The sequence below is a fragment of the Gammaproteobacteria bacterium genome, assembly GCA_013001575.1.
Lineage (GTDB): Bacteria > Pseudomonadota > Gammaproteobacteria > Steroidobacterales > JABDMI01 > JABDMI01.
In genome coordinates, this window is sequence record JABDMI010000034.1 from 1 (window position 1) to 24884 (window position 24884).

Below are 24884 nucleotides of genomic sequence, written 5' to 3' on the forward strand. Positions count from 1 at the left end.
ATCGAGCGTGCGCAAGCGGCTGGTGTAGAACAATTCATTCTGACCGGTGCCAGTTATCAAGGAAATCTTGCAGCGTATCAGCTTACCCAAAAATTTCCGGAACTGTTTTATTCAACCGCTGGTGTGCATCCACACTATTCGAGTGAGTATGACAACTCAGTGCATGCGAGCATTCAGGAGTTAAGTCAAAAGCCTGAAGTGGTTGCCGTTGGGGAATGTGGCCTGGACTTTAATCGTAACTTTTCCACACCCGAAGAGCAGGAAAACGCGTTTCGACGTCAATTGAGCATTGCCCGGGAAGTGCAATTACCGGTATTTTTGCATCAACGCGATGCGCACGAAGCCTTTCTGGAAATAATCACTGAACAGATTGACTCATTAAACGGTGGGGTTGCCCATTGCTTTACTGGCACTAAAGAGCAGATGAAAGATTATCTGGATCTTGGACTCTACATCGGAATAACCGGCTGGATCTGTGACGAGCGGCGAGGTCATGATCTACAAGAAGCGATCACATACTTACCGGCTGAGCGTTTATTGATCGAGACCGATGCTCCCTACTTACTGCCGCGTGACTTAAAACCCAAACCGAAAAGTCGCCGCAACGAACCCATGTACTTGCAACATATTCTGAACACTATCGCCCGTTTGCGTAATGACAACGCCGACGAGTTGGCCGAGATCACCAGTGAAAACACCAAACGTTTATTTGCGTTGTAAGCAAACGCCTATACACTTAATCCTGAAAAAAATATTTATAAAGGAAAATTATGAGCATTGCAGATTTTATTTACCAGACATGGGATGACTCCATTATTCCCGAACTGGAAAAATACATTCGGATTCCAAACAAGTCACCGAATTTTGATCCCGACTGGGAGAAACACGGCTATATGGACGACGCGGTTGAATTAATGGTTGACTGGTGCAAACAACAAACGATTGCCGGTATGCAGGTAAAAGTTGAAAAACTCCAAGGCCGCACACCGCTGATTTACATCGATATCCCGGCCTTTAATACAGACAGCACTAAAACTGTTCTGTTGTATGGGCATTTGGACAAACAACCGGAATTTGACGGTTGGGATGAGGATCTGGCCCCGTGGAAACCGGTCATCAAAGACGGAAAACTCTATGGTCGTGGTGGCGCCGATGACGGGTATGCAATTTACGGTTCTTTAACCGCAATCCGGGCCTTGCAGGAAAACGGTGGTTCGCATGCACGCTGTGTTGTGGTCATTGAAGCCTGTGAAGAAAGCGGCAGTTATGACTTGCCCTATTACCTCGATCACATCGAGAAAGACCTTGGCACACCGAGTCTGGTGGTCTGTCTGGATGCCGAGTGCGGCAACTACGATCAACTGTGGTGCACAACGTCCTTACGCGGCAATATGATCGGCACCTTACGCGTTGATGTATTAACTGAAGGCGTTCACTCCGGTGCAGCCAGTGGCATCTCAGCTTCCTCTTTTCGTGTGATCCGTGAATTACTCGATCGCGTTGAAAACAGTAGCACCGGCGATATCCTGGTATCGGACCTAAAATGTGAAATACCTCAACAAAGACTGGAACAAGCGCAAAAGTCATCTGCACTACTAGGCCCCAGTGTATTTGAAAAACTTCCCTGGCACGCGAACATGCAACCGGTTAGCGATGATGTTCTTGAATTAGTCCTTAACAATACCTGGCGACCCACTTTGAGTGTCACAGGTGCGGAAGGTTTACCCGATCGAGTCAATGCCGGTAATGTATTACGCCCGTTCACCGAAGTGAAATTATCTTTCCGTCTTCCTCCACTGGTTGATGGACCAACGGCGGCTAAAGCGGTCAAGAAAATCTTTGAAAGCGATGTGCCCTACAATGCCTCAGCCACTTTCACGGTCATGAGTCAGGAAACTGGCTGGAGCGCCCCACAAACGGCTCCCTGGTTAGAAGATGCCATGCAAGAAGCCTCACTCAAGTATTTTGAACGGGATTCTATGTACATGGGTACGGGGGGCACCATACCGTTCATGAATATGCTTGGCACCAAGTATCCCGGTGTGCAATTTCTGGTCACAGGTTTATTGGGACCAAGATCCAATGCGCACGGTCCGAATGAGTTTTTGCATATTGAGACCGGTAAACGCCTTACAGCCTGTGTAGCGCACGTGCTGGAAGCACACGCAAAAATTTGATAAAAATTTGAACATATCTGATTAAATATGTATTAAAAACAGAGTCTTATACGTACATTCTAAAAAGATAAAACATACTCTTGACACAGGAACAAAAGACGTTATGATGCACTGCATCAATATTTGGAAGCCAAGGTTTCCTTATTGACTCCTCCCTTATGAGTAATAACTCAACTTTTAGCCTCGACGAATTTGTCGAGGCTTTTTTTTGCCCGGAGTGTAGACAATATCCTTATTGGATTAAGCGATTTTTGCAGATTTGTGTTCAAAGGCCTGTTTTAAAAAACGCTTGCTACTGAGACTGTTTAGACCATCCCATTCGCTTTTTGCTGCGGGTCGTGCCAATAGATAACCTTGCACGCAGTCAATGCCAAAGTCTCTTAAGGCCGCTAATTGTTCAACGTCTTCGATTCCTTCTGCCACAACGTCAAATTCGAGCGAGTGAACCATGGTGATTATGGCCTCAATAATGGCAGCATCCTGTTTATTGTTGGCAATATCTCGCACAAACGAACGGTCGATCTTGACGTAGTCCCACGGGAAACGTGTCAGATAACTTAAGGATGAATAGCCCACGCCAAAGTCATCGATGGATAATTTAACGCCGAGTTGTTTCACTTTGCTTAATAGATTACGCGCAAGGTTCTCATTCTGCATCACATTGGTTTCGGTGATTTCCAGGGTAAGAAACTCGGGTTTTAATTTACTCTCTTCCAGGGCATTGAATACAGCGGCGACCAAGCCGGCTTCTTGCAATTGAACCGCGGAAACATTGACCGACACCCAGGGTTTGTAATTGGCACGGTGCCAGGATTTCGCGGTTGTACACGCCGTTTGCAATAACCATTCACCAACAGGAACGATCAGACCGCTTTCTTCAAGTAATGGAATAAATTCATCAGGCCTGATCAAACCACGGGTTGGATGATTCCAGCGTAACAACGCTTCAAACCCGACCAACTTACGACTGTCCTGCAGATCAATGATCGGTTGGTAATATATTTCAAATTGTTCGCGCTCCAGCGCCACCCGCAGGTCATTTTCCAGTTGTGCCCGTGCCACAACATGACCGTGCATGGAATTATCGAAAAATACATGACGTTTCTTACCCATGGCCTTGGCACGATACATGGCAATATCTGCATCACGTAACATGTCTTCTGCCCGGGTGTAATTGTGGCTACTCAGAGCGATACCGATACTTGCACTGACAAAAGATTCGCCGTGTCCTGTTTCAACCGGTTTTTCCAGGGCTTCCTGAATATCAACGGCCATGGTTTCAATCTCTTCTTCACTGCTAAGATCTTCGGCCAGGATCACAAATTCGTCGCCCCCGAAGCGTGCCAGTGTATCGTTGGCGCTCAGATAATTGCGTAAGCGGCTGGCCAATGTCACCAGTAATCCATCACCAGCCGGATGCCCCATGCTGTCGTTGATCATTTTGAATCCGTCGAGATCCATAAACAACAGTCCACACAGCTCGCTTTGGCGTCGTTTTTCGCTATCCAGAAAATGCTGCAAGCGGTCGAGCAACAAATGTCTGTTGGGCAAACCGGTCAGGCGATCATGCATGGCGTCATGCACCAGCTGTTGTTCGGCCAGTTTTTGGGTATTGATATCGGTTTGGGAACCCGACAAACGTGTGGTGCGATTACTCCCGGTTTCGTCACTGGCCAGTGCCCGGAACAATACCCAACGGTAAGTGCCATCGCTGTTCAATACCCTGTGCTCATTCACCAGATACTCGCCGGGACGATCAAAATACAAAGATATATTTTGACGCAACAGGTCAATATCGTCCGGGTGCACATAACGGAAATACGATTCAGGATCATCAGTGATCAATTCCTCGCTGTAACCCATCATGGCACGGAAACGCGGTGAAAAATAAACGGTATTTTCGATCATGTCCCAGTCAAACAAACCATCATTGGTACCGGAAACCGCACGTGCATAGCGTTCTTCACTGACGCGTAATGCAGCCTCACTCTCTTCCAAACTGTCTCGCGACACCGTGGTCGTTTCGAGGCGTTTGGCCATTTCATTGAATTGCCGGCCCAACTCACCCAACTCGTCTTCGCCAAGGTCCGGAATGCGATATTGCAATTGCCCGGAACCGATCGCTGCTGCCCCGGTAACCAGTTGCGTAGCCGGACGGGTCACACTTCGGGTCAAGATATAAACTGCCGCAAAGGCGATAAGCAGAATAATTGGAGCAAATAAAGCCGCCCACATCTTGGCACGCCGGGCCGTTCGCTCGGCCGTAACTTTGGCAGTTTCCAGGTCCAAACGAGCCGTTGGTAGCATACGCTCACTCAAGAGTTCATCCAGGGTTGTACGAATGGTGAAAAAGTCACTCAGTTTTTTCTCGGTCTGGTCATGCAGTGACATGGCACGCGTAATCGCTTCGTAAGTTGCATCAAAGGATTCGGAAATTTGCTGTGTGCGAACTTTCTCAACTCGGGTTTGAGTAAAACCGCGGTAATAATTCAACTGAACCAGAAACTGTTCGGCTTCATTGGATATGTCTTGACTGGATGCGACTTCTCCCAAGCGAAGGTAGGCGCCAAGATCCTTACCCATTTTGGCCAGACTGGTTTTCATTTGCTGAAGCAATTGGCGACGCGCGGCTGCTTGCGAACGGCGACTGCTGATGCCACTCAAACTTTCATCCAGAGTGGAATCGGTAAGATTTATTTGTTCCTGGGATATGGCGACACTTAATTCCAGAGACGCGCGTTCATCCATTAACTGCTCGGCAAGCACCCAATAATCCTGATGGAGTTTTTCCACTTGTTTAGCGAACCCGATTTCCTGGTCATTGTTCGCCATGTTTTGATAACGAACAAGATGCTGTTCAAAATTGATCTTGTCTTCCAAAGCATCTTTGCGGAAAGCTGAATCACCGGAGCGCATGAAATTCATGACATCCAGGTCGGTCTTTACTACATTGAGCTCCATCTCGTAGGTAGAAGCACTGGTTGGCTCTTCTTCATTGGCCACTTTTTGCAGGGCTTTGCCGGAAACACTCAAGGCAGAATAGAAAGTCAGGATCAATAACATGCACATGATGACCAGGCTGCCAACGCCCAATAATATCTTTGAGCGTACCTGCAACTGACGATACCATTGGCTTAATTTGAGTGTCATATGACTAATGCGTTATCTGCTTTTGTATTATTGTTTTTCAATAGTATAAAAGGTTAACATTGGATAAAATGCAAACAATAATTATACACAGAATCAACATGAGTTAATTCCGATAACTCACTGTTTTCAATATTAAAACGATAGTATGAATTAACGAATATTCGATTTTTCGCCTAGCCTGGAGTGAATAGGTCAGAAATGTGCCTCAATTTAGCGTTTTTCCGCTTGCTCCAGTTTTTGTCGAGTTTTGATAATGCGCTTTTCCAGCTGATACAGCATTTTCTGATAATTATTAATATTTTTGTAGCGTCGCCAGAGCATGAGCAGATACACGAGGTACACCGCCCAGGCCAATATTAACAGCGAGATACTGGTTTTTGCCGAGAAAATACCGACCTCTTCGGCGCCAGAAAATTTTCCAATCAGCAAGACTAGTGTAAAGATCAGTACCACTGCCGAGCACAGTAATGCCGCAAACATCGAGCGTCGAAATAGTCGTTCACGGTGAATTCTGGAGTCCCGTAACAATTCCCGGTGGTCACGTTCAAATTGCAAAAAGTCGATCTCAGACTGCCGATCACGGCTTTTGATGACTTTTGCTATTTTGCCGAATACCAAGGTCAGGAAAATTCCTGACAAGAATGCCACACTCACTAAAATTACAGGGTTACTATTTAGCATGCCTTAAATATTAACACGAAAAAAAACCGCAGACTGAATCAGGCTGCGGTTCTTTGTTCCGACACAAGTGCGGAATATTTTCTACCTGTTAAGCAGCAGGCTGCTCAACTTCTTTCATACTCAAACGTACACGACCCTGACGATCAACTTCGATCACTTTGACCTTAACCTGTTGGCCTTCCTTGACGTGGTCTGAGACTTTTTCAATACGCTCTTGTTTGATCTGTGAAATATGCACCAGGCCATCTTTACCCGGCAGGAAGCTGACAATGGCACCGAAGTCCATCAGACGCTCCACTTTGCCTTCGTAAACCTGACCGACTTCCGGCTCCATGACGATCTGCTCGATCAATTCACGCGCCTTATCGCCTTGGGTTTTGGACACAGCGGCAATCTTGATCGTGCCGTCGTCTTCAATTTCAATGATTGCACCCGATTGCTCGGTCAGCGCACGGATGGTTGCACCACCTTTGCCGATCACGTCACGGATCTTGTCAACTTTAATTTTCATGGTTGAGATCGTCGGGGCGTAATCTGACATTTCTGCACGATGGGCTGGAAGTACCGCATTCATTTTTCCAAGAATGTGCAAGCGTGCATCAAGCGCCTGCTTGAGGGCCTGCTGCATGATCTCTTTGGTGATACCTTCAATCTTGATGTCCATTTGCAAAGCGGTAATACCTTCAGCGGTACCGGCCACTTTAAAGTCCATGTCGCCAAGATGATCTTCGTCACCCAGAATATCGGTCAAGACAACATAATTGTTGCCGTCTTTAACCAGACCCATGGCCACCCCGGCAACTGGCGCTTTAATTGGCACACCGGCATCCATCAAGGCCAATGACGTGCCACATACGCTGGCCATGGAACTTGAACCGTTGGATTCTGTGATCTCGGAAACCACACGCAATACGTACGGGAATTCATCAAAGGATGGAATCACCGCCATCATGCCGCGTTTGGCTAATTTACCGTGACCAATTTCACGACGCTTGGGTCCACTCATGAATCCGGTTTCGTTCACACAGTAAGGAGGGAAGTTGTAATGCAACAAGAACTGGTCTTTGCTCTCGCCTTCAGGAGCGTCGATCAACTGGGCATCGCGACTGGTACCCAAAGTGGCCAGTACGATTGCCTGGGTTTCACCACGGGTAAACAGGGCTGAACCGTGGGTGCGTGGTAAAACACCGACTTGCACATCAATGGCACGTACGGTTTCCGAGTCACGCCCATCAATACGCGGCGCGCCACTGGCAACATTTTTACGCACAAAGGTTTTCTCGACCTTATCGGCTGCTTTACGCACCTCACTTTCGCTGGGTCCTTCTTCATCTTCTGAAACCAAAGCTTCGATTGCTTTGGCTTTTGCAGCACCCACCAAATCGTGCCTGGCCAGTTTGTCCATAGTCTGGTAAGCCTCGGCAATGTCAGCACCACAAGCCGCTTCAACTTTTGCGTACAGCTCGGTGTTTTCAGCTGGCGCTTCCCATTCCCAGCGTGGCTTACCCGCTTCGGCGGTTAATTCATTGATGGCATTGATCGCGGCTTGCATGGCTTCATGACCGTGCATAACCGCACCCAGCATTACATCTTCAGGAAGAATGTTGGCTTCCGACTCAACCATCAAAACCGCATCTTTGGTTCCGGCTACCACTAGATCCAGTTCAGAACTTTCTAACTGGGACTTGGTTGGGTTGACCAGGTATTGACCATTGTTATAGCCCACGCGTGCTGCACCAACCGGTCCGTTAAATGGCGAGCCGGTTAGAGACAGAGCTGCGGCTGATCCGATCAATGCGAGTATGTCAGCATCAACTTCCGGATTCATGGACATTACTGTTGCCACAACTTGTACTTCATTTAAAAAGCCTTTCGGGAACAAAGGACGCAAAGGACGATCGATCAAACGCGAGGTCAGGGTCTCTTTTTCAGTTGGACGCCCTTCACGTTTAAAAAAGCCACCCGGGATACGACCGGCGGCATAAAATTTCTCTTGATAGTTAACCGTTAACGGGAAAAACCCTTGTCCAGGTTTGGCTTCCCTTTTAGCTACTGCTGTACACAATACAACCGTACCATCACAGCTAACGATTACTGCACCATCAGCCTGACGGGCAACAATGCCGGTCTCGATGCTGATCTCATGTTGTCCCATCTGGAACGTTTTTCGACTTAAATTAAACACTTTATATTTTCCTCAACAATAATTTTCTTTCAACAATTTCTTCTCACTACTCACAACATATCAGTCCCAGGTTAATCAACAGGATTAACAAGACACTTGATTCGGGGTTTTCCGGGAAGGCTATAAGAGTTGCTTGCTGATCACGTTTTCAAAACCAAAAAAGCCAATCCTGGAGGATTGGCTGATCTAGATTTAACGACGTAATCCCAGCTTGGAGATCAGTTCTTGATAACGGACAAGGTCTTTACGCTTGACGTAATCGAGTAACTTGCGACGCTGGTTAACCATGCGCAACAGGCCACGACGTGAATGATGATCTTTTTTATGCTCGGCAAAATGACTGCTTAGGTCATTGATGCGTTTCGTGAGCAAAGCAACTTGTACTTCAGGGGAACCGGTATCGGTATCACTGCGTTTGTGATCACTGATTACCGCTTTTTTTTCTACGTTTGTTAATGACATTTATATTCTCCCGCAAGCTCCATGTGGATGACTTGCTATGATTAAAACGCCCGTACCAGAGAGAGAATTCAGGCAGGGTTGGATTCAAAGTAATTCGACTGATTTATCGCCAATTCCGCTTTGAGGGCGTGCATTGTACCAGTTAAATTCAAGGCGACAAGTGTTTGTTTTGGTAGTAGTTTTGATACATCTGCTTGCGATATCAAAATGATGGTCATAGCAACCCGCTCCCATTTCAAAACCGCAATCAAAACACACTTGAACAGAAAAAACATTAATATAAAAATTAACTATATTATAATTATCAGTAGCTTATGTCGTTTTTCTTGAATAATTATTATCTAACTATAGTGTTAAAACACGAATAATCGTTTGCTTTTTAAGACTCCCGAAGCCCCCACCTCACCGATTGCCAGGGCCTTGGCCTGTGAATCCACGACCAATACTGGGTCTAAAGTCCGGGTTTCCGCTGTTTGGACCGGCTTGCCATGCTGCAAATCCTGGGACTGTGCATCGTCCAATTGTATTTGAGGCCAATGGCCTAAAGCCGATTCAATGGATATGAGACAAGCTTGTTTGTGTTCATCAGCAAGATCCAGAAACGCATCCAGCTCATGCATCTCGGGATTCATGAATGGAGAAACCCCGATACGACGTAAAACCGTGACATGCCCAACTGTACCTAGTTCAGCGGCAAGGTCTTCAACAAGACTGCGAATGTATGTCCCTTTGCTGACAGTAACTTGAAATGAAATAGAATCTTTAGTGAGATCGATTAACTTAATCTTGCTGATATGAATGGCACGGGGCTTTCGTTCGATCACCTTTCCCTTGCGTGCAAGTTTATACAAACGTTGCCCATCCACCTTTAAGGCCGAATACATGGGTGGTATCTGTTCACTGTCGCCCAGAAAACTATTCAGGACCTGACGCAAGGTAGCTTCATCAAAATCCGGCACAGTTTGAGATTCGACAATCTCACCATCACTGTCGGCTGAATCGGTTTTGATTCCTAATTTTGCAGTGACCTGGTAGGTTTTATTCGACTCAAGCAGATATTGACTGATCTTGGTCGCTTCACCAAAACACAATGGCAATAGTCCTGATGCCAATGGGTCCAGACTGCCGGTATGCCCGGCCTTCTTGGCCTGGAGTGAATGTTTAACTTGCTGAAGAGCTTTGTTGGAACCTATGCCACTCGGCTTGTCGAGTAACAATATTCCATGAATATTGCGTTTATTCTTCTTCGCCATTAACTTGAACTTGCTTGCTCAATTCCCGGGTTTTGGCGAGCAATGAATCGATATGGGCAGCGTGGTCGATGGATGAATCATAAATAAACTTGAGTTCTGGGACTTTACGGATCTGCATTTCCTGACTTAGCAAGTAGCGCAACTTTTTAGCCACATCGGTAAGTTTGTTTTGCAGTGCCGATTGGTCAAAGTCATTACTGATCGAACGCCAATATACTTTGGCGTAACTCAAATCGTTGGTCACTTTAACCTCATTCAAAGAAACCAGACGCAGGGCTTCGTCATCCATTTCACGTTGCAAATACCCGTTAAGCAAGCGCTGCACTTCCTGGGCAACCCGACTGTTACGGGCGAAATCTCTTTTAGCCATACACTATTAACGGAATCTGTTACAGACTGCGTTTTACCTCTTTGCGCTCGAAGCACTCGATCTGGTCACCGGCTTTAACGTCATTATAGTTTTTCACGCCAATACCGCACTCTGTTCCTGAACGCACTTCGGCAACATCGTCTTTAAAGCGGCGCAAAGATTCCAGTTCGCCTTCATAAATAACCACATTGTCACGCAAGACCCTAATCGGCAAATTACGTTTCACGTAGCCTTCAGTAACCATACAACCAGCGATATCACCAAACTTTGGTGAACGGAAGACATCACGTACTTCGGCCAAGCCAACAATATTTTCTTGAATTTCGGGTGATAACATACCGGAAAGTGCATCTTTGATCTGGTCAATGGCTTCATAAATGATGCTGTAGTAGTTCAGATCCACCCCGGTTTCTTTTAATGCTTTTCGCGCACTGGCATCGGCGCGCACATTAAAGCCGATCATGATCGCATTGGATGCGGCAGCAAGATTCACATCGGATTCGGTTATACCACCCACATTACTGGCCAACACATTCACCGCCACTTCTTCAGTCGAGAGTTTGTTGACCGCATCTTTTAATGCTTCGGCACTACCTTGGGTATCAGCCTTGATCATCAAATTCAACACATCGGCGGTATCGTCCATGTGGGTAAACAGACTGTCCAGTTTGGCTTTTTGCTGTTTGGCGAGAACCAGGTCGCGCTGTTTGTCATAACGTTGCGCGGCGATCTCACGAGCCTTACGTTCATTTTCAACCACCACAAAATCATCGCCAACATCCGGCACTTCCGATAAACCAAGTACCGCAACCGGAATTGAAGGACCGGCAGTCTCAATAGAGTTGCCATTTTCATCAAACATCGCACGAATACGGCCAAAGACTTTACCAACCAGCACCGACTCACCAACTTTTAATTCACCGCGCTGCACTAATATTGTCACCACGGTTCCGCGACCTTTTTCCTGACGCGTTTCCAGAACCGAACCGGTTGCGCGACCTTCAGCAACCGCGCTTAATTCCAGCAGTTCCGCTTGCAATGAAATGGATTCGAGCAGATCGTCTACACCTTCACCGGTGATCGCCGATACGTGTACAAAGATATTTTCACCACCCCAGTCTTCCGGAATAACTTCATACTGGCTTAATTCGTTTTTGACCCGGTCCGGATCTGCTTCTTCTTTATCGATCTTGTTGACCGCAATTATTAAGGGCACCCCTGCGGCCTTGGCGTGTTGAATGGCTTCAACGGTTTGCGGCATAACACCATCATCAGCGGCTACAACCAGGATCACGATGTCGGTAACATCGGCTCCACGCGCACGCATGGCGGTAAAAGCCGCGTGGCCCGGAGTATCTAAAAAGGTGATGACTCCTTTAGGCGTTTCAACATGATAGGCGCCAATGTGTTGTGTAATTCCACCGGCTTCAGCATCAGTCACTTTGGTGCGACGAATGTAATCGAGTAAGGACGTTTTACCGTGATCAACGTGACCCATAATGGTCACAACTGGAGGACGTACTTGCGCGTCGGCATCAGAGTCATCGACCACCATGATGGCTTCTTCTTCCTCATTTTCATTGATCGGGTTCGGGGTATGCCCCATTTCCTCGACCAACAAGGTTGCCGTGTCTTGATCCAGTACCTGATTAATGGTTGCCATAACACCCATACCCATCAATGACTTGATCAGTTCGGTAGCTTTGATCGCCAGACGCTGGGCCAATTCGGCAACCGTAATCGTCTCCGGTATATCAACAACGCGAACGATTGGCGCAGTGGGTGCTTCAAATTTATGTTCACTCTCGATATTGACACTGGAAGAACGACGTGATGATTTTCTACGGCGCCGACCAGACTTGTCGCTAGCCACGTGTAACTCAGCACGACCATATTTGGTAGCACTGCGTTTTTCTTTGGATTTTTTATCTTTATGCGCGCGTGCCTGCTCTTCTTTTTTCTTTTGCTCACGCTCGCGTTGTTTGGTTTCGGCTTCCTTACGGGCAACTTCGGCTTGCTTGATGTCTTCCTGGCGCTTTTCTTCGGCTTCTTTAGCCAAGCGGGTGCTTTCTTCACGTTTTAAACGCGATTCTTCAAGTTTGCGACGTGCTGCTTCACGGTCACGCTCCAGCTCTTGTCGTTTGTTCTCAAGCTCGTCCTGTTTTTGCTTTGCTTCCTCTTCGAGAACATCACGTTTGATATAAGTTCGCTTGCGACGAACCTCTACATTCACCGTGCGTGCACGACCCTGGCTACCGGCAAGTTTTAATTCACTCTGACTTTTACGCTTAAGAGTAATTTTCTTCGGACTGGAAATACTTTTACTATCGGCACGACCGTGACTCTTACGCAAATGTTGCAATAAGGTCATTTTAGTCTCGTCCGATACGATGTCTTTCTCCGTTTCCAGCGCAACCCCGGCTTCAGCCAGTTGCTCCAGAAGTTTAGTTGGAGTGACTTTCAGTACTTCAGCAAATTGTTTAACGGTTACATCCGACATGTCGGACTCCTGCGGTTATGTTTCACTCTAGGCGTAAAAATCTCTATTCTCTACTCGTTATTCTTCTTCACTGTTTGCGGCACTCTCGGCCTCTTCAAACCAGTGTGCTCGGGCAGCCATAATTAATTTAGCCGCTTGCTCCTCGTCCATTTCTTCGATCTCTATCAGTTCATCAACGGCGAGCTCAGCCAGATCATCACGGGTGTTAATTCCGTTACTGGCCAGAATTGATGCCAGATTGTCAGTCATACCGTCCAAACTAAGCATGTCTTTGCCTGGATCAGCGGTTTCAATGGCTTCTTCCGTTGCAATTGCCTGTGTCAGCAACACGTCACGGGCACGGTTACGTAATTCTGTAACAATACCTTCATCGAATTCTTCAATCGTGAGTAATTCTGATTCTGGAACAAAGGCGATCTCTTCCATGCTGGTGAATCCTTCCTGCACCAGGATCAGAGCGACTTCCTGGTCCACATCGAGTTGTTGCGAGAACCGTTCAATGATCTCTTGTGACTCGGCATCGCTTTTGGCGTCGGCATCAGCCGTGGTCATTACATTCAGGGTCCATCCGGTTAGCTCACTGGCCAGACGGATATTTTGACCGCCGCGTCCAATGGCTTTGGACAGCATTTCTTCTTCAACCGCGATATCCATGGACAGGGTCTCTTCGTCGACCACGATGGATAAAACTTCCGCCGGTGACATGGCATTAATTACATACTGTGCCGGGTTCTCGTTCCAAAGAATAATATCGACACGCTCGCCCGCCAATTCATTGGAAACCGCTTGCACGCGTGAACCGCGCATACCAACACAAGCCCCAACCGGATCAATACGTGGCTCAATGGCTTTAACCGCGATCTTTGCACGCAGACCTGGATCACGTGCTGCACTTAAAATAACAATAAGGCCTTGTCCTACTTCCGGCACTTCAAGTTTAAACAACTCGATCAAAAACTCGGGAGACGTACGGGTCATTATTAATTGTGGCCCGCGAGCTTCCGGATTGATCTCGAATAAAATAGCCTTTATACGATCCTGGGGTCTGATCTGTTCACCACGGATCATCTCGTTGCGTGGAATAAATGCCTCGGCATTTCCACCCAGATCAACATAAACGCCATTCCGGTCACTGCGCTTGACAATACCGCTGACCATTGTACCGACACGGTCTTTGTACTCTTCCATAACCATGGCACGTTCGGCTTCACGTACTTTTTGTAAAATTACCTGTTTGGCGGTTTGCGCAGCAATTCGACCAAAGGCAATCGATTCAATTGGCTCTTCAACAAATTCACCGGGCTCAACATCGGGATTGTAATCAACCGCATCCATCAAGCGTAATTCCTTGTCCGGGAATTCAAGTGTCGGATCGTCATCAGCAAATACTTTCCACTGTCTGAAAGTCGAGTATTCACCAGTCTCACGATCTACCGCTACACGTGCATCAATATCTTCTGCATGCTTTTTACGCGTTGCAGACGCAAGTGCCGCTTCCAGTGCCTGGAAAATTATTTCTTTTTCAACGCCTTTCTCATTTGAAACAACGTCGGCCATCATTAAAATTTCTTTATTCATAGTTATTCACAATAAACATAATTTAAAATCGGTTTTATTTAAAAGAGTATTCAGGAGCCAAATGCGCTTTATCGATCAAGGCAAAAGGAACGGCATACTCTTTGTCATCAACTTTTATTAATACTTTATCTTCGCTTACGCCTTGCAATATACCTTTTAGGCGTTTGCGACCTTCATGCAGGGAACTGAGCTTCAACTTGGCTTGCTCGCCAGTGTAAGAAGCAAAGTGTTCCAGTAAACGCAATGGACGCTCGGTACCTGGTGAAGAAACCTCCAGGGTGTATTCACCTGGTATCGGATCTTCGACCTCGAGGATCACACCAATATGGCGACTTACCGCTGCACAATCCTCAACCAGAATACCCTTTTCCTGATCAATGTAGATACGTAGCGTGGCCGGTTTACCGCTTAGCAATTCCAGTTCCAGCATGTCGTATCCCAAAGTATTAATCTCGGGTTCGAGCAAACTAATTAATCGTTGTACCAAATCGTTTTGCATTTACGTTTCCGTCCCGTGCCAATTTCCATTGGCAACAAAAAAGCCCCGCATGCGGAGCTTTTGCATCGTTGAACACGTTTCTTGAAACCTGTTCAGAATGTACTTGGTAGCGGGGGTAGGATTCGAACCTACGACCTTCGGGTTATGAGCCCGACGAGCTGCCAGACTGCTCCACCCCGCATCCGCAGGCGCGCATGATACAAAGCCTAGCCAGACATTACAAGTAAAAAGCGAAAAGATTAGCAAAAATTGCCAAAAATTCAGGGGCTTGGGTATAAAACAGGGATTTAAAGCGCTGCGACTTGACTGAAGAAATGACTAACTGCGCTTAGGCCAAACTGACCAGAGCCCAGATTGCGCCAGGCAGAATGCCCAAAGCCAGAACCGAGATGGAATTCAGGCTTAAGGTCGCCTTGTGATCCCAGGCAATATTTAGCGGTAAGCTGGTTTCCGGCTCGTCAAAGTACATAAACCACACCACACGCAAATAATAATACGCCCCGATGACCGAGAACAATACCGCCAATATGCCCAACCATAAGTGTCCAGCATCGAGCACGGCTGAAATTACGGCCAATTTAGCGTGGAACCCGACAAAAGGTGGCACACCGGCCATGCCGAACATCAGACACAGCATCAAGAACGCTAACCAGGGACTGCGTTGATTCAAACCTTTAAATGCCGCGAGCTGGTCGGTGTCCTGGTCACGACTGAGCAAGACCACAATACCAAATGCACCTGCCGCCATCACAACATAAGTGACTGTATAGAACAAAGCCGCCTCATAGCCGAGTTGTGTGCCAGCAATGAAACCCAACAAGATGAAGCCGACATGCGAAATGGTTGAGTAGGCCAATAGTCGGCGCACATTATTTTGCACAATGGCCACAAGATTACCGATCAACATGGACAGTACCGCCAGGATTGAAAGGATCAGTGTCCACTGTCCGTGTAGATCACCCATGGCATCAACCAAAAGCCTATAGGTTAAAGCGTAGGCCGCCAGTTTTGGCGCTGTACCAATAAACAAGGTAACTGGTGACGGCGCCCCTTCGTAAACATCCGGTATCCACATGTGAAACGGTACGGCGCCCAGTTTGAAGGCAACGCCGACGATCAAGAAGGCCAGGCTAAACAAGATTGGCAAACTGCTTATACCCTGCTGCTGCACACTTGTTGCGATCGTGGCAATATCAAGGCTTCCGGTCATGCCATACAACATCGACATTCCGTACAGCAATGTGCCTGAGGCAATTGCCCCAAGCACAAAATATTTCATGGCAGCTTCGGCTGCGATTGGCGAATCGCGATTAAACGCAACCAGACCGTATACCGACAAAGACATCAATTCCAGCCCCAGATACAGACTCAGGAGATTATGTCCGGAGATCATGATCATAATGCCAAGTGTGGCGTACAGGATCAGTAAGTAATATTCGCTTTTAAATAATTGACGCGACTTGAGATAATCACGCGAATAGAACATGGCCAACAAGCTCATCACACACATGGTTTGTTTAAGGATCACCGACAAATGATCGGACACAAACATATCCTGAAAGGCAAATCCGCTATTGCTGTCACCAAACAAACACAACCAGGCAAACACCACCACCAGTGCGAACATGCTGGCACGATAGGCAAAATTCTTGAACCTGTCGCCAAAAAACATATCGACAACACTAATGAACAATATTGATAGCGCCAAAGTGATCTCGGCGCCTGCGATATTGAGATAGCTTAAAAAAGTTGCTGCTGTCATTGAAGTATGTCCGGCTAGTTTTCTGTGGCTGTGATCAGGATCGGTTAATTAGGGAAGTTTACTGGTCAGCATTTGCTGGACCAGATTTTCGGTACTGCTGTGCATGACTTCTACCAAGGGGTTTGGATACACACCGAGAAGCAACACACCAATTGCCAAAATGGCTAAAATCAGAAACTCGCGTTTGTTCAGGTCTTGCAAGTCTGCAACCTTGTCATTGGCAACCTCACCAAAATACACACGCTTGACCATCCATAAGGTGTAGGCAGCGCCGAATAACAAGGTAGTTGCAGCCAGGAATGCGATCCAGAAATTGGCTTTAAAGCTGGCCAGGATCACCATCAGCTCGCCTACAAAACCCGAGGTTCCAGGCAAGCCGGCGTTTGCCATGGCAAACAAGACCGCAAAGGCACCAAACCATGGCATGGTGTTAACGACGCCACCGTAGGCCGAGATGTCGCGCGAATGCATGCGATCGTACAATACACCGATACACAGGAACATCGCGCCCGATATCAAGCCGTGCGAGATCATTTGAACCATGGCGCCTTCAATCGCCATGCCGCTGCCCAGCGCTACACCGGTATTGGTAATAATATAAAAAGGGACAAACAAACCCAGGGTGACAAAGCCCATGTGGGCAATGGATGAATACGCAACCAGTTTTTTCATATCGGTTTGCACCAGAGCAACCAGTCCGATATACACCACTGCAATCAATGACAGCACGACCACAAATCCGGCCAAACTCGCGGACGCATCCGGTGTGATCGGCAAACTAAAGCGAATGAAACCGTAACCACCCAGTTTGAGCATGATGGCAGCCAGGACTACCGAACCACCGGTTGGCGCTTCAACGTGAGCGTCGGGTAACCAGGTGTGTACTGGCCACATCGGTATTTTTACGGCAAACGCGGCGAAGAATGCGAGGAAAATCCAAAATTGTTCTTTACTGCTTAATGAAAGTGCGTGTAGGTCGGCAATGGCGAAACTACCGCCCTCCTGGTTGTACATATAGATAAACGCAACCAGCATCAAGACCGAGCCCAGAAAGGTATACAAAAAGAACTTCACGGTGGCGTAGATACGGCGTTTACCACCCCAGATACCAATGATGATGAACATTGGTATCAGCATGGCTTCCCAAAACACATAGAACAGAAAACTGTCTAGAGCCGAGAACACTCCGATCATCAGACCTTCCATGATCAGGAATGCCGCGAGGTATTGCGACGGATTCTTTTTGATCACTTCCCAACCCGCAAGCACCACGATCACGGTGATGAAAGTCGTTAGTAATATCAACGGCAAGGCAAAGCCGTCAATACCCAAATGGTAATTCACATCAAAAGTGGATATCCAGCTGAATTTTTCCTGGTACTGCATGTTTGCAGTGCTTGTATCAAAGCCGGTCCATAAAGGAATGCTTAATACAAATACCACAATAGAAATGATCAATGCCAGGCGACGGGTATTTTCAGCATTCTTGTCGCCCAATGCAAGCACCAGCACGCCACCGAAGACCGGTAGCCAAATCAATAAACTGAGTATTGGTAATCCACTTAACATGCTGTTTTATTCTTTCTTGATTAAATGTTCTTGTTTAAATTAAATTATTTTATAGACTTGGAAAAATATACCAGGCCAATAACAGAGCCAGACCGATCACCATGGCAAAAGCATAGTGATACAAATAACCGGTTTGGGCTTTGCGCACAATGCCCGCGATAAAGCCGACACTTTTGGCCGAACCATTCACCATTGCACCATCGATCAAAGTCTCATCGCCCACTTTCCACAAGAGCTGACCAATACCGCGAGTCCCCTTGGCAAGGACTTTTTCATTCAGGTCATCCAGGTAATATTTATTGTCAAACAATTTTTTAGGTAATGCGAAGATCTGTGCCGCTTTATTTGCGATCTCAGGTGCTTTCAAATAGATATATGCCGCACTTCCAACACCGGCAAGCGCAAACCAGAAAGGCATCGTTTGTAATGCATGCGTGGCAAAACTCACAGAACCATGGAATTTCTCACCCAGAATTGCGAGCACATCGCGTGACTGGTCAACAACAATGGCCCCGTCAAAAAACTCGCCGAATAACATGGGCTGAATGGTAAAGAAACCGATCAATAATGACGGTATGGCCAACAAAACCAAGGGCACCGTAACCACTTTCGGGCTCTCGTGTAAGTGGGAGCGCGTGTGTTCGTCGAACTTCTCTTCACCATGGAAAACCATGAAAAACATTCTAAAGGTATAAAACGCCGTGATGAACACCCCGGCAAGTACCGCAAAATTGGCAAAGCCATGGCCGGGAATCGTACTGGCGTGTACCGCTTCAATAATGGCGTCTTTGGAATAAAAACCGGAGAAAAATGGCGTACCGATCAAGGCCAGTGACCCCACCAAGGTGGTCCAGTAGGTAATTGGCATGTATTTCTTCAAGCCACCCATTTTGCGCATGTCCTGTTCGTGATGCATACCGATTATCACGGATCCGGCTGCCAGGAACAACAGGGCTTTAAAAAACGCATGCGTCATGAGATGGAAGATTGCGGCACTGTAGGCAGACACACCCAAAGCGACCGTCATATAACCCAGTTGCGAAATGGTTGAGTAGGCAATAACACGCTTGATGTCGTTTTGCACTATACCCAACAAGCCCATGAACAAGGCGGTGATCCCCCCAATGATCAAGACCACGCTCAAGGCGGTGGTAGACAGCTCAAACAATGGCGACATGCGTGCAACCATGAAGATGCCCGCGGTAACCATGGTCGCGGCATGGATCAAGGCAGAGATCGGTGTCGGGCCTTCCATGGAATCGGGTAACCACACATGCAAAGGCACTTGCGCAGATTTACCCATGGCGCCGATGAAAAGCAAAATACAAATAAATGTGGGGGCTGCCCATTGCGCTGTGCCCCAAACATTGATACTTGCGGCACTCAGGCTTTCAGTTTGTGAAAATACTTCGGCGTAATCCAGACTGCCGGTGAAATACAAAACAGCCGCGATACCTAACAAGAAACCAAAGTCACCTACACGGTTGACCAAAAAGGCTTTGAGGTTGGCATGAATTGCTGTTGGGCGCTTGTACCAAAAACCGATCAACAAATACGAGACCACACCAACCGCTTCCCAGCCGAAAAACAACTGGATGAAGTTGTTGGCCATGACTAGCATCAACATTGAAAAGGTAAACAGTGAAATGTAACTAAAAAAGCGTTGGTAGCCCGGGTCTTCGTGCATGTATCCAATGGTGTAAATGTGCACCATTAGAGAGACAAAGGTGACCACCGTCATCATCACGGCCGTCAGGTTGTCCACCAAAAAGCCCACATTGATCTGCACAGAATCGGAGAACAGCCAGGTGTAGATATTGATATTCACCGGATCCATCGATCCTGTGACCAGTTGCAGCAAGACATAAGCCGACAAACAAAAGGATAAAGCCACCGACAAGATCGTGACCCAATGTGCACCCGCCCGCCCAATACGCTTGCCAAACAATCCGGCCACCGCTGATGCCAACAGGGGTGCGAGCACAATCGTTAAAAGAAGTGTTTTCATAGTGCCGGTCTACCCTTTCAGACTATCCAGAGATTCAACATTGACCGTGCGTCGATTTCTGAATAAAACGACCAGGATAGCCAATCCAATTGCGGCTTCCGCGGCGGCAACGGTTAGAATAAAGAACACAAAAATTTGTCCGGCGATATCGTCCAAGTGATGCGAGAAGGCCACAAAATTAAAATTCACCGACAACAGCATTAATTCAATGCACATCAAAAGCAAGATCAGATTTTTACGGTTGATAAAAATTCCGGCCACACTCAAGCAAAATAGAATGCCGGATAAAACCAGATAATGGGAAACGGTGATCATTGTTCCGCCTCCATGCTCACGATCTTGACTCGGTCTTTGGCATCCACGGCAACTTGTTGATTGATGTCTTGCACTTTGAGTCCGGGACGCTTACGCATGGTTAAGGTAACCGCAACAACAATCGCCACCAACAGAATGATCGCTGCCAACTCGAAGGGATAAATATATTCGGTATAGATCACTTGCCCGAGATGTTCGGTATTGGAATAATCTGCTGCCTTGGCCACCACCGGCTCAGCAAACTTGGCTTTGATCTCGTCTGACATCATGACCAAACCGATCTCAATGACCACGATCAGACCAAGAATTGCACCCGCCGGTGCGTACTTGGTAAAGCCCTGTTGAACTTCCGCGATGTTAATGTCCATCATCATGACCACGAACAGGAACAGCACAGCGACCGCACCCACATACACCACAATCAATAACAGCGCCAGAAACTCGGCTTCCAGCAACATCCAGAGAAACGCAGAATTGATAAAGGCGAAGACCAGGAACAATACCGAGTACACCGGGTTACGGGCCAGAATAACACCCAGTGCGGAACCTACCAGGGTTGTGGCAAATACATAAAACAATAGCAATTCAAAAGTCATTATCAAAGCGTCTCTTATTTGTAATCGGCGTCTGCCGCTTTATCCGCAGCGATCATGGCTTCGTACTTGTCGCCCACCGCGAGCAAACGTTCTTTACTCATAATATTCTCGCCACGTTCTTCCATGTGATACTCATGAATACGAGTTTCCACAATGGCATCAACCGGACAGGCTTCTTCACAAAATCCGCAATAAATACATTTAAACAGATCGATGTCATACACCGTGGTGCGACGCGTGCCATCCTCACGCGGTTCCGCTTCAATCGTGATAGCCAGAGCCGGACAAACGGCTTCACATAATTTGCAGGCAATGCAACGCTCTTCCCCATTGGGATAGCGACGCAAAGCGTGCAAACCGCGGAAGCGTGGTGATTGCGGGGTTTTTTCTTCCGGGTATTGCACGGTTACGTCTTTGCGGAAGTAATTGCGAAAAGTCACACCCAATCCTGCACGCAACTCTTGCATGGAAAACATTTTGTATAATTTTTTCAATGACGGCATATTAATAAACTCGCTTAATCAAACTGCCCAAGGACCGACTTTGTAATAAAAGAAGACGCCTTCGACTGCGATCCAGACCAAGGTGACCGGAATAAACACTTTCCAGCCCAGGCGCATGATCTGGTCATAGCGGTAACGTGGAAAAGTTGCCCGGAACCATAAGAACAAGAACAGAAATACTGCCATTTTAATAAACAGCCAATGCATGCCTGCGGCACCAATGTATGGCACACCCTCGAATGGTGATAACCAGCCACCCAGGAACAATAATGAAGTGAGTGCAGCGATCAGGATCATGTTGGCGTATTCGGCCAAAAAGAATAAGGCGAAAGCAATTCCCGAGTACTCCACATGGAAACCGGCAACAATTTCCGACTCACCTTCGGCGACATCAAAGGGTGCGCGGTTGGTTTCAGCCACCCCCGATATAAAGTACACCACAAATAAGGGGAATAACCACAACCAGTACCAATTCAAAACCCCACCCGCTTGCGCTTCGACAATTTTCCCGAGATTCAGGGTATCAGCGGCCATTAACACGCCGATCAGGGCAAAACCCATGGCAATCTCATACGCGACCATTTGTGCGGCGGATCGCATGGCGCCTAAAAACGCATACTTGGAATTGGTGGCCCAACCCGCCAGGATTACGCCGTACACACCCAATGAAGTGAGCGCGAGAACGTACAATAAACTGGCATCAACATTGGCGATCGAGAATTTTGAATCCAGCGGGACAACGGCCCAGGCACCAAAGGCCGTCACTAATGTAATGAATGGTGCGATCAAGAATAAAAAGCGGTTGGCGTTGGTTGGCAGAATGACCTCTTTAAGCAAAAGCTTGATCACATCGGCAAATGGCTGGAACAATCCGCGTGGCCCAACGCGATTTGGCCCTACCCGGTTTTGCATAAAGCCGATGACTTTACGTTCGAAATAGGTCAGCATGGCCACAGACAAGATCAATGGAACCAGCAAGATAATTGCTTTAAGGGTCGTCATGACCACCGGTTGTAAAAACTCGGGGAAAACAGCAGCAATTTTTTCAAATAAACTTAACATTCAATAGTCTTTATTGTTAAATCAAACAATGGCCTGTTTAAAAAATAAATTACCGGCTTCTTTTGCCGCGCGGGAATTTTGCAAGGGTGTTGCGCGTCGTACTAATGGATCAGTTGCATAAATTGGCATATCCAGATAACTGTGTGATGCTTCCGGGGCGAGATTAATTTTGCTGTTAGCCGTAAATTTAGTACTCAGTTCGATCTCTCCCAGTTCAATTTTCAGGGCCTCGTATACTTCAGGAGCCGAAGCGAACTCAAATCCACCCAAATCAAATAAGTTACCCAGCACACGAAGTATTTTCCAACCCGGACGCGAATCGCCTACCGGTGAAGCGAAACCATTCACACTTTGCCATTTGCCTTCACAATTAACATATGTGCCGGCCGTTTCGGCATAACTGCTCAAAGGCAGCAAAACATCGGCATCCTTCTTCATCGCTTCGGTCACATAGGCGGTTACTGCAACAACCACATCCGCATCTTCCAGGGCCTTACGCAACTTATAGGGCCGCTGTACATCAGATTCCGGCTCGATTCCAAATAAGAGATAGGCTTTACGAGATTCTTCTGAAGTTTCCAGCACATTCAAGCCCGCATTGCTGATTGGACGACCACCAACATCCCGGTGCGGTAGAGCACCGGCCAGTTCGGCACCGACACTGTTGGCCGCTGGTGCTAAATACCCAAAGCTTGAAGAACTCAGTTGTGCAGCTAGGGCTGTAAGTCTGCGTAAACTGGCAAAATTGGCGTGACTAAGACCGAGCGAGCCGATAAACACATGAGCATTTTCGGCATCGATCAGGGCCTTGGCAATCTTTTCTTGTTCAGCATTAGGCGAGACACCTTCGAGTTCAACCAATTCTTTGCCGGTTAGTTTTTGTAAGGCAGAAACTACGCCGGCGACTTGATTAACCAGGTCAATCTCGTTGATTTGTGCATAAACATCAAAATAATAAAAATACGCTTCCGGATTGGCGAACATCACTTTTGCCCCGTTCAGACTCGCCTTACGCAAACGATGTGCAAGCAAAGGTGCTTCGGCGCGAACATTGGAACCCACCACAAAAATTACATTTTGCTGTTCCAGGTCTGCGATCGACGTACCCAGGGTCATGGCCAATGGATCAGCATGTTGATCACTGAAATCCTGACGCAATAAGCGATGATCAATATTGTTTGAACCCAAACCGCGGGTCAGACGGTTAAGCAAATATAATTCTTCCACTGTTGAACGTGGTGACGCCAAAGTAACTAACTGATCGCTCTCCTCAGCAACAATATCTTTTATTCTTTCTGCGGCAAATTCCAGGGCGCTTGACCAATCTACTTCTTGCCATTCACCGTTGCGTTTCAGCATAGGCGTTTGCAAGCGTTGCTCTGAATATATTCCGCTATAACTAAAACGATCCCGGTCTGACGCCCAGGTTTCATTAATGGCTTCATTGCTGCGTGGAACTACACGCAAAGCCTTGCCTCGACGTACATGTGCAAACAGATTGGTGCCCAGACTATCGTGTGGCGCGACCGTTTCGTGCTGGGTCATTTCCCAACCGCGCGCTTGAAAACGAAATGGTTTTGAGTTCAGCGCGCCAACCGGACACAGATCAATAATATTTCCTGACAATTCATGGTCCACACTGTTCTCGATATAGGTACCAATTTCAGTGAACTCACCCCGACCAATAGTGCCCAACTCCTGGATCCCGGCTACCTCTTCACCAAAGCGAACACAACGGGTGCAATGAATGCAACGCGTCATATCGGTTGATACCAAAGGACCCAGATTCTTGTCTTTTACCACACGCTTGCGCTCGGTGTATCTGGATTCGTCACCACCGTAACCAATTGCGACATCTTGCAATTCACACTCGCCGCCCTGATCGCAGATCGGGCAATCCAATGGGTGATTGATCAACAAAAATTCCATGGTGGCTTTTTGCGCCTTGATTGCATAAGGTGACCTGGTATTGAATTTCATACCATCCATTACCGGTGTTGCACACGCTGGCATTGGCTTACGTCCACCAACTTGTTCTACCAGACACATACGGCAGTTAGCAGCAACCGAAAGCTTTTCGTGATAACAAAAACGCGGAATATGCACACCATTGCGATCAGCCACCTGGATGAGCATTTCACCCTTGCTGGCCTCGACGGTTTTGCCATCCAGTTCAATTTTTATTGCGTTATCACTCATGCTTGTCTCTGTTCA

At 47.3% G+C, this 24884-nt stretch carries 19 protein-coding genes and 1 tRNA gene; 2 read left to right on the top strand and 18 right to left on the bottom strand.

The genetic code is table 11. From position 1 onward, the window contains the following. Together HKN88_02990 and HKN88_02995 are read left to right on the top strand one after the other, a co-directional pair. On the top strand, positions 1-720 hold a 720-nt coding region (locus tag HKN88_02990; protein NNC97019.1), incomplete at its 5' end, for a hydrolase TatD. A gap of 50 nt (positions 721-770) precedes the next feature. Continuing rightward, entirely contained in the window at positions 771-2177 is a 1407-nt protein-coding gene (locus HKN88_02995) for a M20/M25/M40 family metallo-hydrolase (GenBank protein NNC97020.1), read from the top strand. A gap of 240 nt (positions 2178-2417) precedes the next feature. On the opposite strand, the gene HKN88_03000 is transcribed toward HKN88_02995, so the two are convergent. The 18 genes from HKN88_03000 to HKN88_03085 form a co-directional block, all read right to left on the bottom strand. Then, positions 2418-5327, bottom strand: coding sequence for an EAL domain-containing protein (locus HKN88_03000; protein ID NNC97021.1), 2910 nt, complete (start codon positions 5325-5327; stop codon positions 2418-2420). 210 nt (positions 5328-5537) lie between these two features. Then, positions 5538-6008 carry a hypothetical protein gene (locus tag HKN88_03005; protein ID NNC97022.1) on the bottom strand — a complete coding sequence of 157 codons (471 nt, stop codon included), beginning with the start codon at positions 6006-6008 and terminating at the stop codon, positions 5538-5540. A gap of 88 nt (positions 6009-6096) precedes the next feature. Continuing rightward, positions 6097-8163, bottom strand: coding sequence for a polyribonucleotide nucleotidyltransferase (pnp, locus tag HKN88_03010; GenBank protein ID NNC97023.1), 2067 nt, complete (start codon positions 8161-8163; stop codon positions 6097-6099). A 222-nt stretch (positions 8164-8385) separates the two neighbouring features. Beyond that, positions 8386-8655 carry a 30S ribosomal protein S15 gene (rpsO, locus tag HKN88_03015; protein NNC97024.1) on the bottom strand — a complete coding sequence of 90 codons (270 nt, stop codon included), beginning with the start codon at positions 8653-8655 and terminating at the stop codon, positions 8386-8388. Between the two features lie 353 nt (positions 8656-9008). Further along, positions 9009-9908, bottom strand: coding sequence for a tRNA pseudouridine(55) synthase TruB (gene truB, locus HKN88_03020; protein ID NNC97025.1), 900 nt, complete (start codon positions 9906-9908; stop codon positions 9009-9011). Next, the gene (rbfA, locus tag HKN88_03025; protein NNC97026.1) at positions 9892-10278 is read right to left on the bottom strand and encodes a 30S ribosome-binding factor RbfA; all 387 of its coding nucleotides are present in this window, start codon (positions 10276-10278) and stop codon (positions 9892-9894) included. The genes truB and rbfA overlap by 17 nt, the downstream gene beginning before the upstream one ends. Before the next feature lie 19 nt (positions 10279-10297). Then, complete coding sequence (gene infB, locus HKN88_03030) at positions 10298-12778, bottom strand: translation initiation factor IF-2 (GenBank protein NNC97027.1); 2481 nt, start codon at positions 12776-12778, stop codon at positions 10298-10300. Positions 12779-12835: 57 nt separating this feature from the next. Further along, complete coding sequence (nusA, locus tag HKN88_03035) at positions 12836-14356, bottom strand: transcription termination/antitermination protein NusA (GenBank protein NNC97028.1); 1521 nt, start codon at positions 14354-14356, stop codon at positions 12836-12838. 34 nt (positions 14357-14390) lie between these two features. Beyond that, positions 14391-14855: a ribosome maturation factor RimP gene (rimP, locus tag HKN88_03040; protein NNC97029.1), complete on the bottom strand. Its 465-nt coding sequence runs from the start codon at positions 14853-14855 to the stop codon at positions 14391-14393. Positions 14856-14959: 104 nt separating this feature from the next. Further along, a tRNA-Met gene (locus HKN88_03045) sits at positions 14960-15036 on the bottom strand. Between the two features lie 147 nt (positions 15037-15183). Further along, positions 15184-16617 carry an NADH-quinone oxidoreductase subunit NuoN gene (gene nuoN, locus HKN88_03050; GenBank protein NNC97030.1) on the bottom strand — a complete coding sequence of 478 codons (1434 nt, stop codon included), beginning with the start codon at positions 16615-16617 and terminating at the stop codon, positions 15184-15186. A 48-nt stretch (positions 16618-16665) separates the two neighbouring features. Next, complete coding sequence (locus tag HKN88_03055) at positions 16666-18186, bottom strand: NADH-quinone oxidoreductase subunit M (GenBank protein ID NNC97031.1); 1521 nt, start codon at positions 18184-18186, stop codon at positions 16666-16668. A 49-nt stretch (positions 18187-18235) separates the two neighbouring features. Beyond that, on the bottom strand, positions 18236-20194 hold the full coding sequence (nuoL, locus tag HKN88_03060) for an NADH-quinone oxidoreductase subunit L (protein NNC97032.1): 1959 nt from the start codon (positions 20192-20194) through the stop codon (positions 18236-18238). 9 nt (positions 20195-20203) lie between these two features. Next, positions 20204-20509 carry an NADH-quinone oxidoreductase subunit NuoK gene (gene nuoK / locus HKN88_03065; GenBank protein ID NNC97033.1) on the bottom strand — a complete coding sequence of 102 codons (306 nt, stop codon included), beginning with the start codon at positions 20507-20509 and terminating at the stop codon, positions 20204-20206. Next, positions 20506-21105: an NADH-quinone oxidoreductase subunit J gene (locus HKN88_03070; protein NNC97034.1), complete on the bottom strand. Its 600-nt coding sequence runs from the start codon at positions 21103-21105 to the stop codon at positions 20506-20508. Before HKN88_03070 ends, nuoK begins: the two co-directional genes overlap by 4 nt. Before the next feature lie 14 nt (positions 21106-21119). Further along, complete coding sequence (nuoI, locus tag HKN88_03075) at positions 21120-21608, bottom strand: NADH-quinone oxidoreductase subunit NuoI (protein ID NNC97035.1); 489 nt, start codon at positions 21606-21608, stop codon at positions 21120-21122. 18 nt (positions 21609-21626) lie between these two features. Further along, positions 21627-22670 (bottom strand): NADH-quinone oxidoreductase subunit NuoH, encoded by a 1044-nt coding sequence (nuoH, locus tag HKN88_03080; GenBank protein NNC97036.1) that lies wholly within the window; start codon positions 22668-22670, stop codon positions 21627-21629. A gap of 21 nt (positions 22671-22691) precedes the next feature. After that, positions 22692-24869 (bottom strand): NADH-quinone oxidoreductase subunit G, encoded by a 2178-nt coding sequence (locus HKN88_03085; protein ID NNC97037.1) that lies wholly within the window; start codon positions 24867-24869, stop codon positions 22692-22694. Between the last annotated feature and the right edge of the window lie 15 nt (positions 24870-24884).

Coding starts and splice junctions, on each gene's coding strand:
- nuoL (NNC97032.1), bottom strand. CDS start 20,194: ATGAAAACACTTCTTTTAACGATTGTGCTCGCACCCCTGTTGGCATCA.
- HKN88_03005 (NNC97022.1), bottom strand. CDS start 6,008: ATGCTAAATAGTAACCCTGTAATTTTAGTGAGTGTGGCATTCTTGTCA.
- rimP (NNC97029.1), bottom strand. CDS start 14,855: ATGCAAAACGATTTGGTACAACGATTAATTAGTTTGCTCGAACCCGAG.
- HKN88_03085 (NNC97037.1), bottom strand. CDS start 24,869: ATGAGTGATAACGCAATAAAAATTGAACTGGATGGCAAAACCGTCGAG.
- rpsO (NNC97024.1), bottom strand. CDS start 8,655: ATGTCATTAACAAACGTAGAAAAAAAAGCGGTAATCAGTGATCACAAA.
- rbfA (NNC97026.1), bottom strand. CDS start 10,278: ATGGCTAAAAGAGATTTCGCCCGTAACAGTCGGGTTGCCCAGGAAGTG.
- HKN88_03000 (NNC97021.1), bottom strand. CDS start 5,327: ATGACACTCAAATTAAGCCAATGGTATCGTCAGTTGCAGGTACGCTCA.
- truB (NNC97025.1), bottom strand. CDS start 9,908: ATGGCGAAGAAGAATAAACGCAATATTCATGGAATATTGTTACTCGAC.
- HKN88_03070 (NNC97034.1), bottom strand. CDS start 21,105: ATGACTTTTGAATTGCTATTGTTTTATGTATTTGCCACAACCCTGGTA.
- infB (NNC97027.1), bottom strand. CDS start 12,778: ATGTCGGATGTAACCGTTAAACAATTTGCTGAAGTACTGAAAGTCACT.
- nuoN (NNC97030.1), bottom strand. CDS start 16,617: ATGACAGCAGCAACTTTTTTAAGCTATCTCAATATCGCAGGCGCCGAG.
- pnp (NNC97023.1), bottom strand. CDS start 8,163: ATGGGACAACATGAGATCAGCATCGAGACCGGCATTGTTGCCCGTCAG.
- nusA (NNC97028.1), bottom strand. CDS start 14,356: ATGAATAAAGAAATTTTAATGATGGCCGACGTTGTTTCAAATGAGAAA.
- nuoH (NNC97036.1), bottom strand. CDS start 22,670: ATGTTAAGTTTATTTGAAAAAATTGCTGCTGTTTTCCCCGAGTTTTTA.
- nuoI (NNC97035.1), bottom strand. CDS start 21,608: ATGCCGTCATTGAAAAAATTATACAAAATGTTTTCCATGCAAGAGTTG.
- HKN88_03055 (NNC97031.1), bottom strand. CDS start 18,186: ATGTTAAGTGGATTACCAATACTCAGTTTATTGATTTGGCTACCGGTC.
- HKN88_02995 (NNC97020.1), top strand. CDS start 771: ATGAGCATTGCAGATTTTATTTACCAGACATGGGATGACTCCATTATT.
- nuoK (NNC97033.1), bottom strand. CDS start 20,509: ATGATCACCGTTTCCCATTATCTGGTTTTATCCGGCATTCTATTTTGC.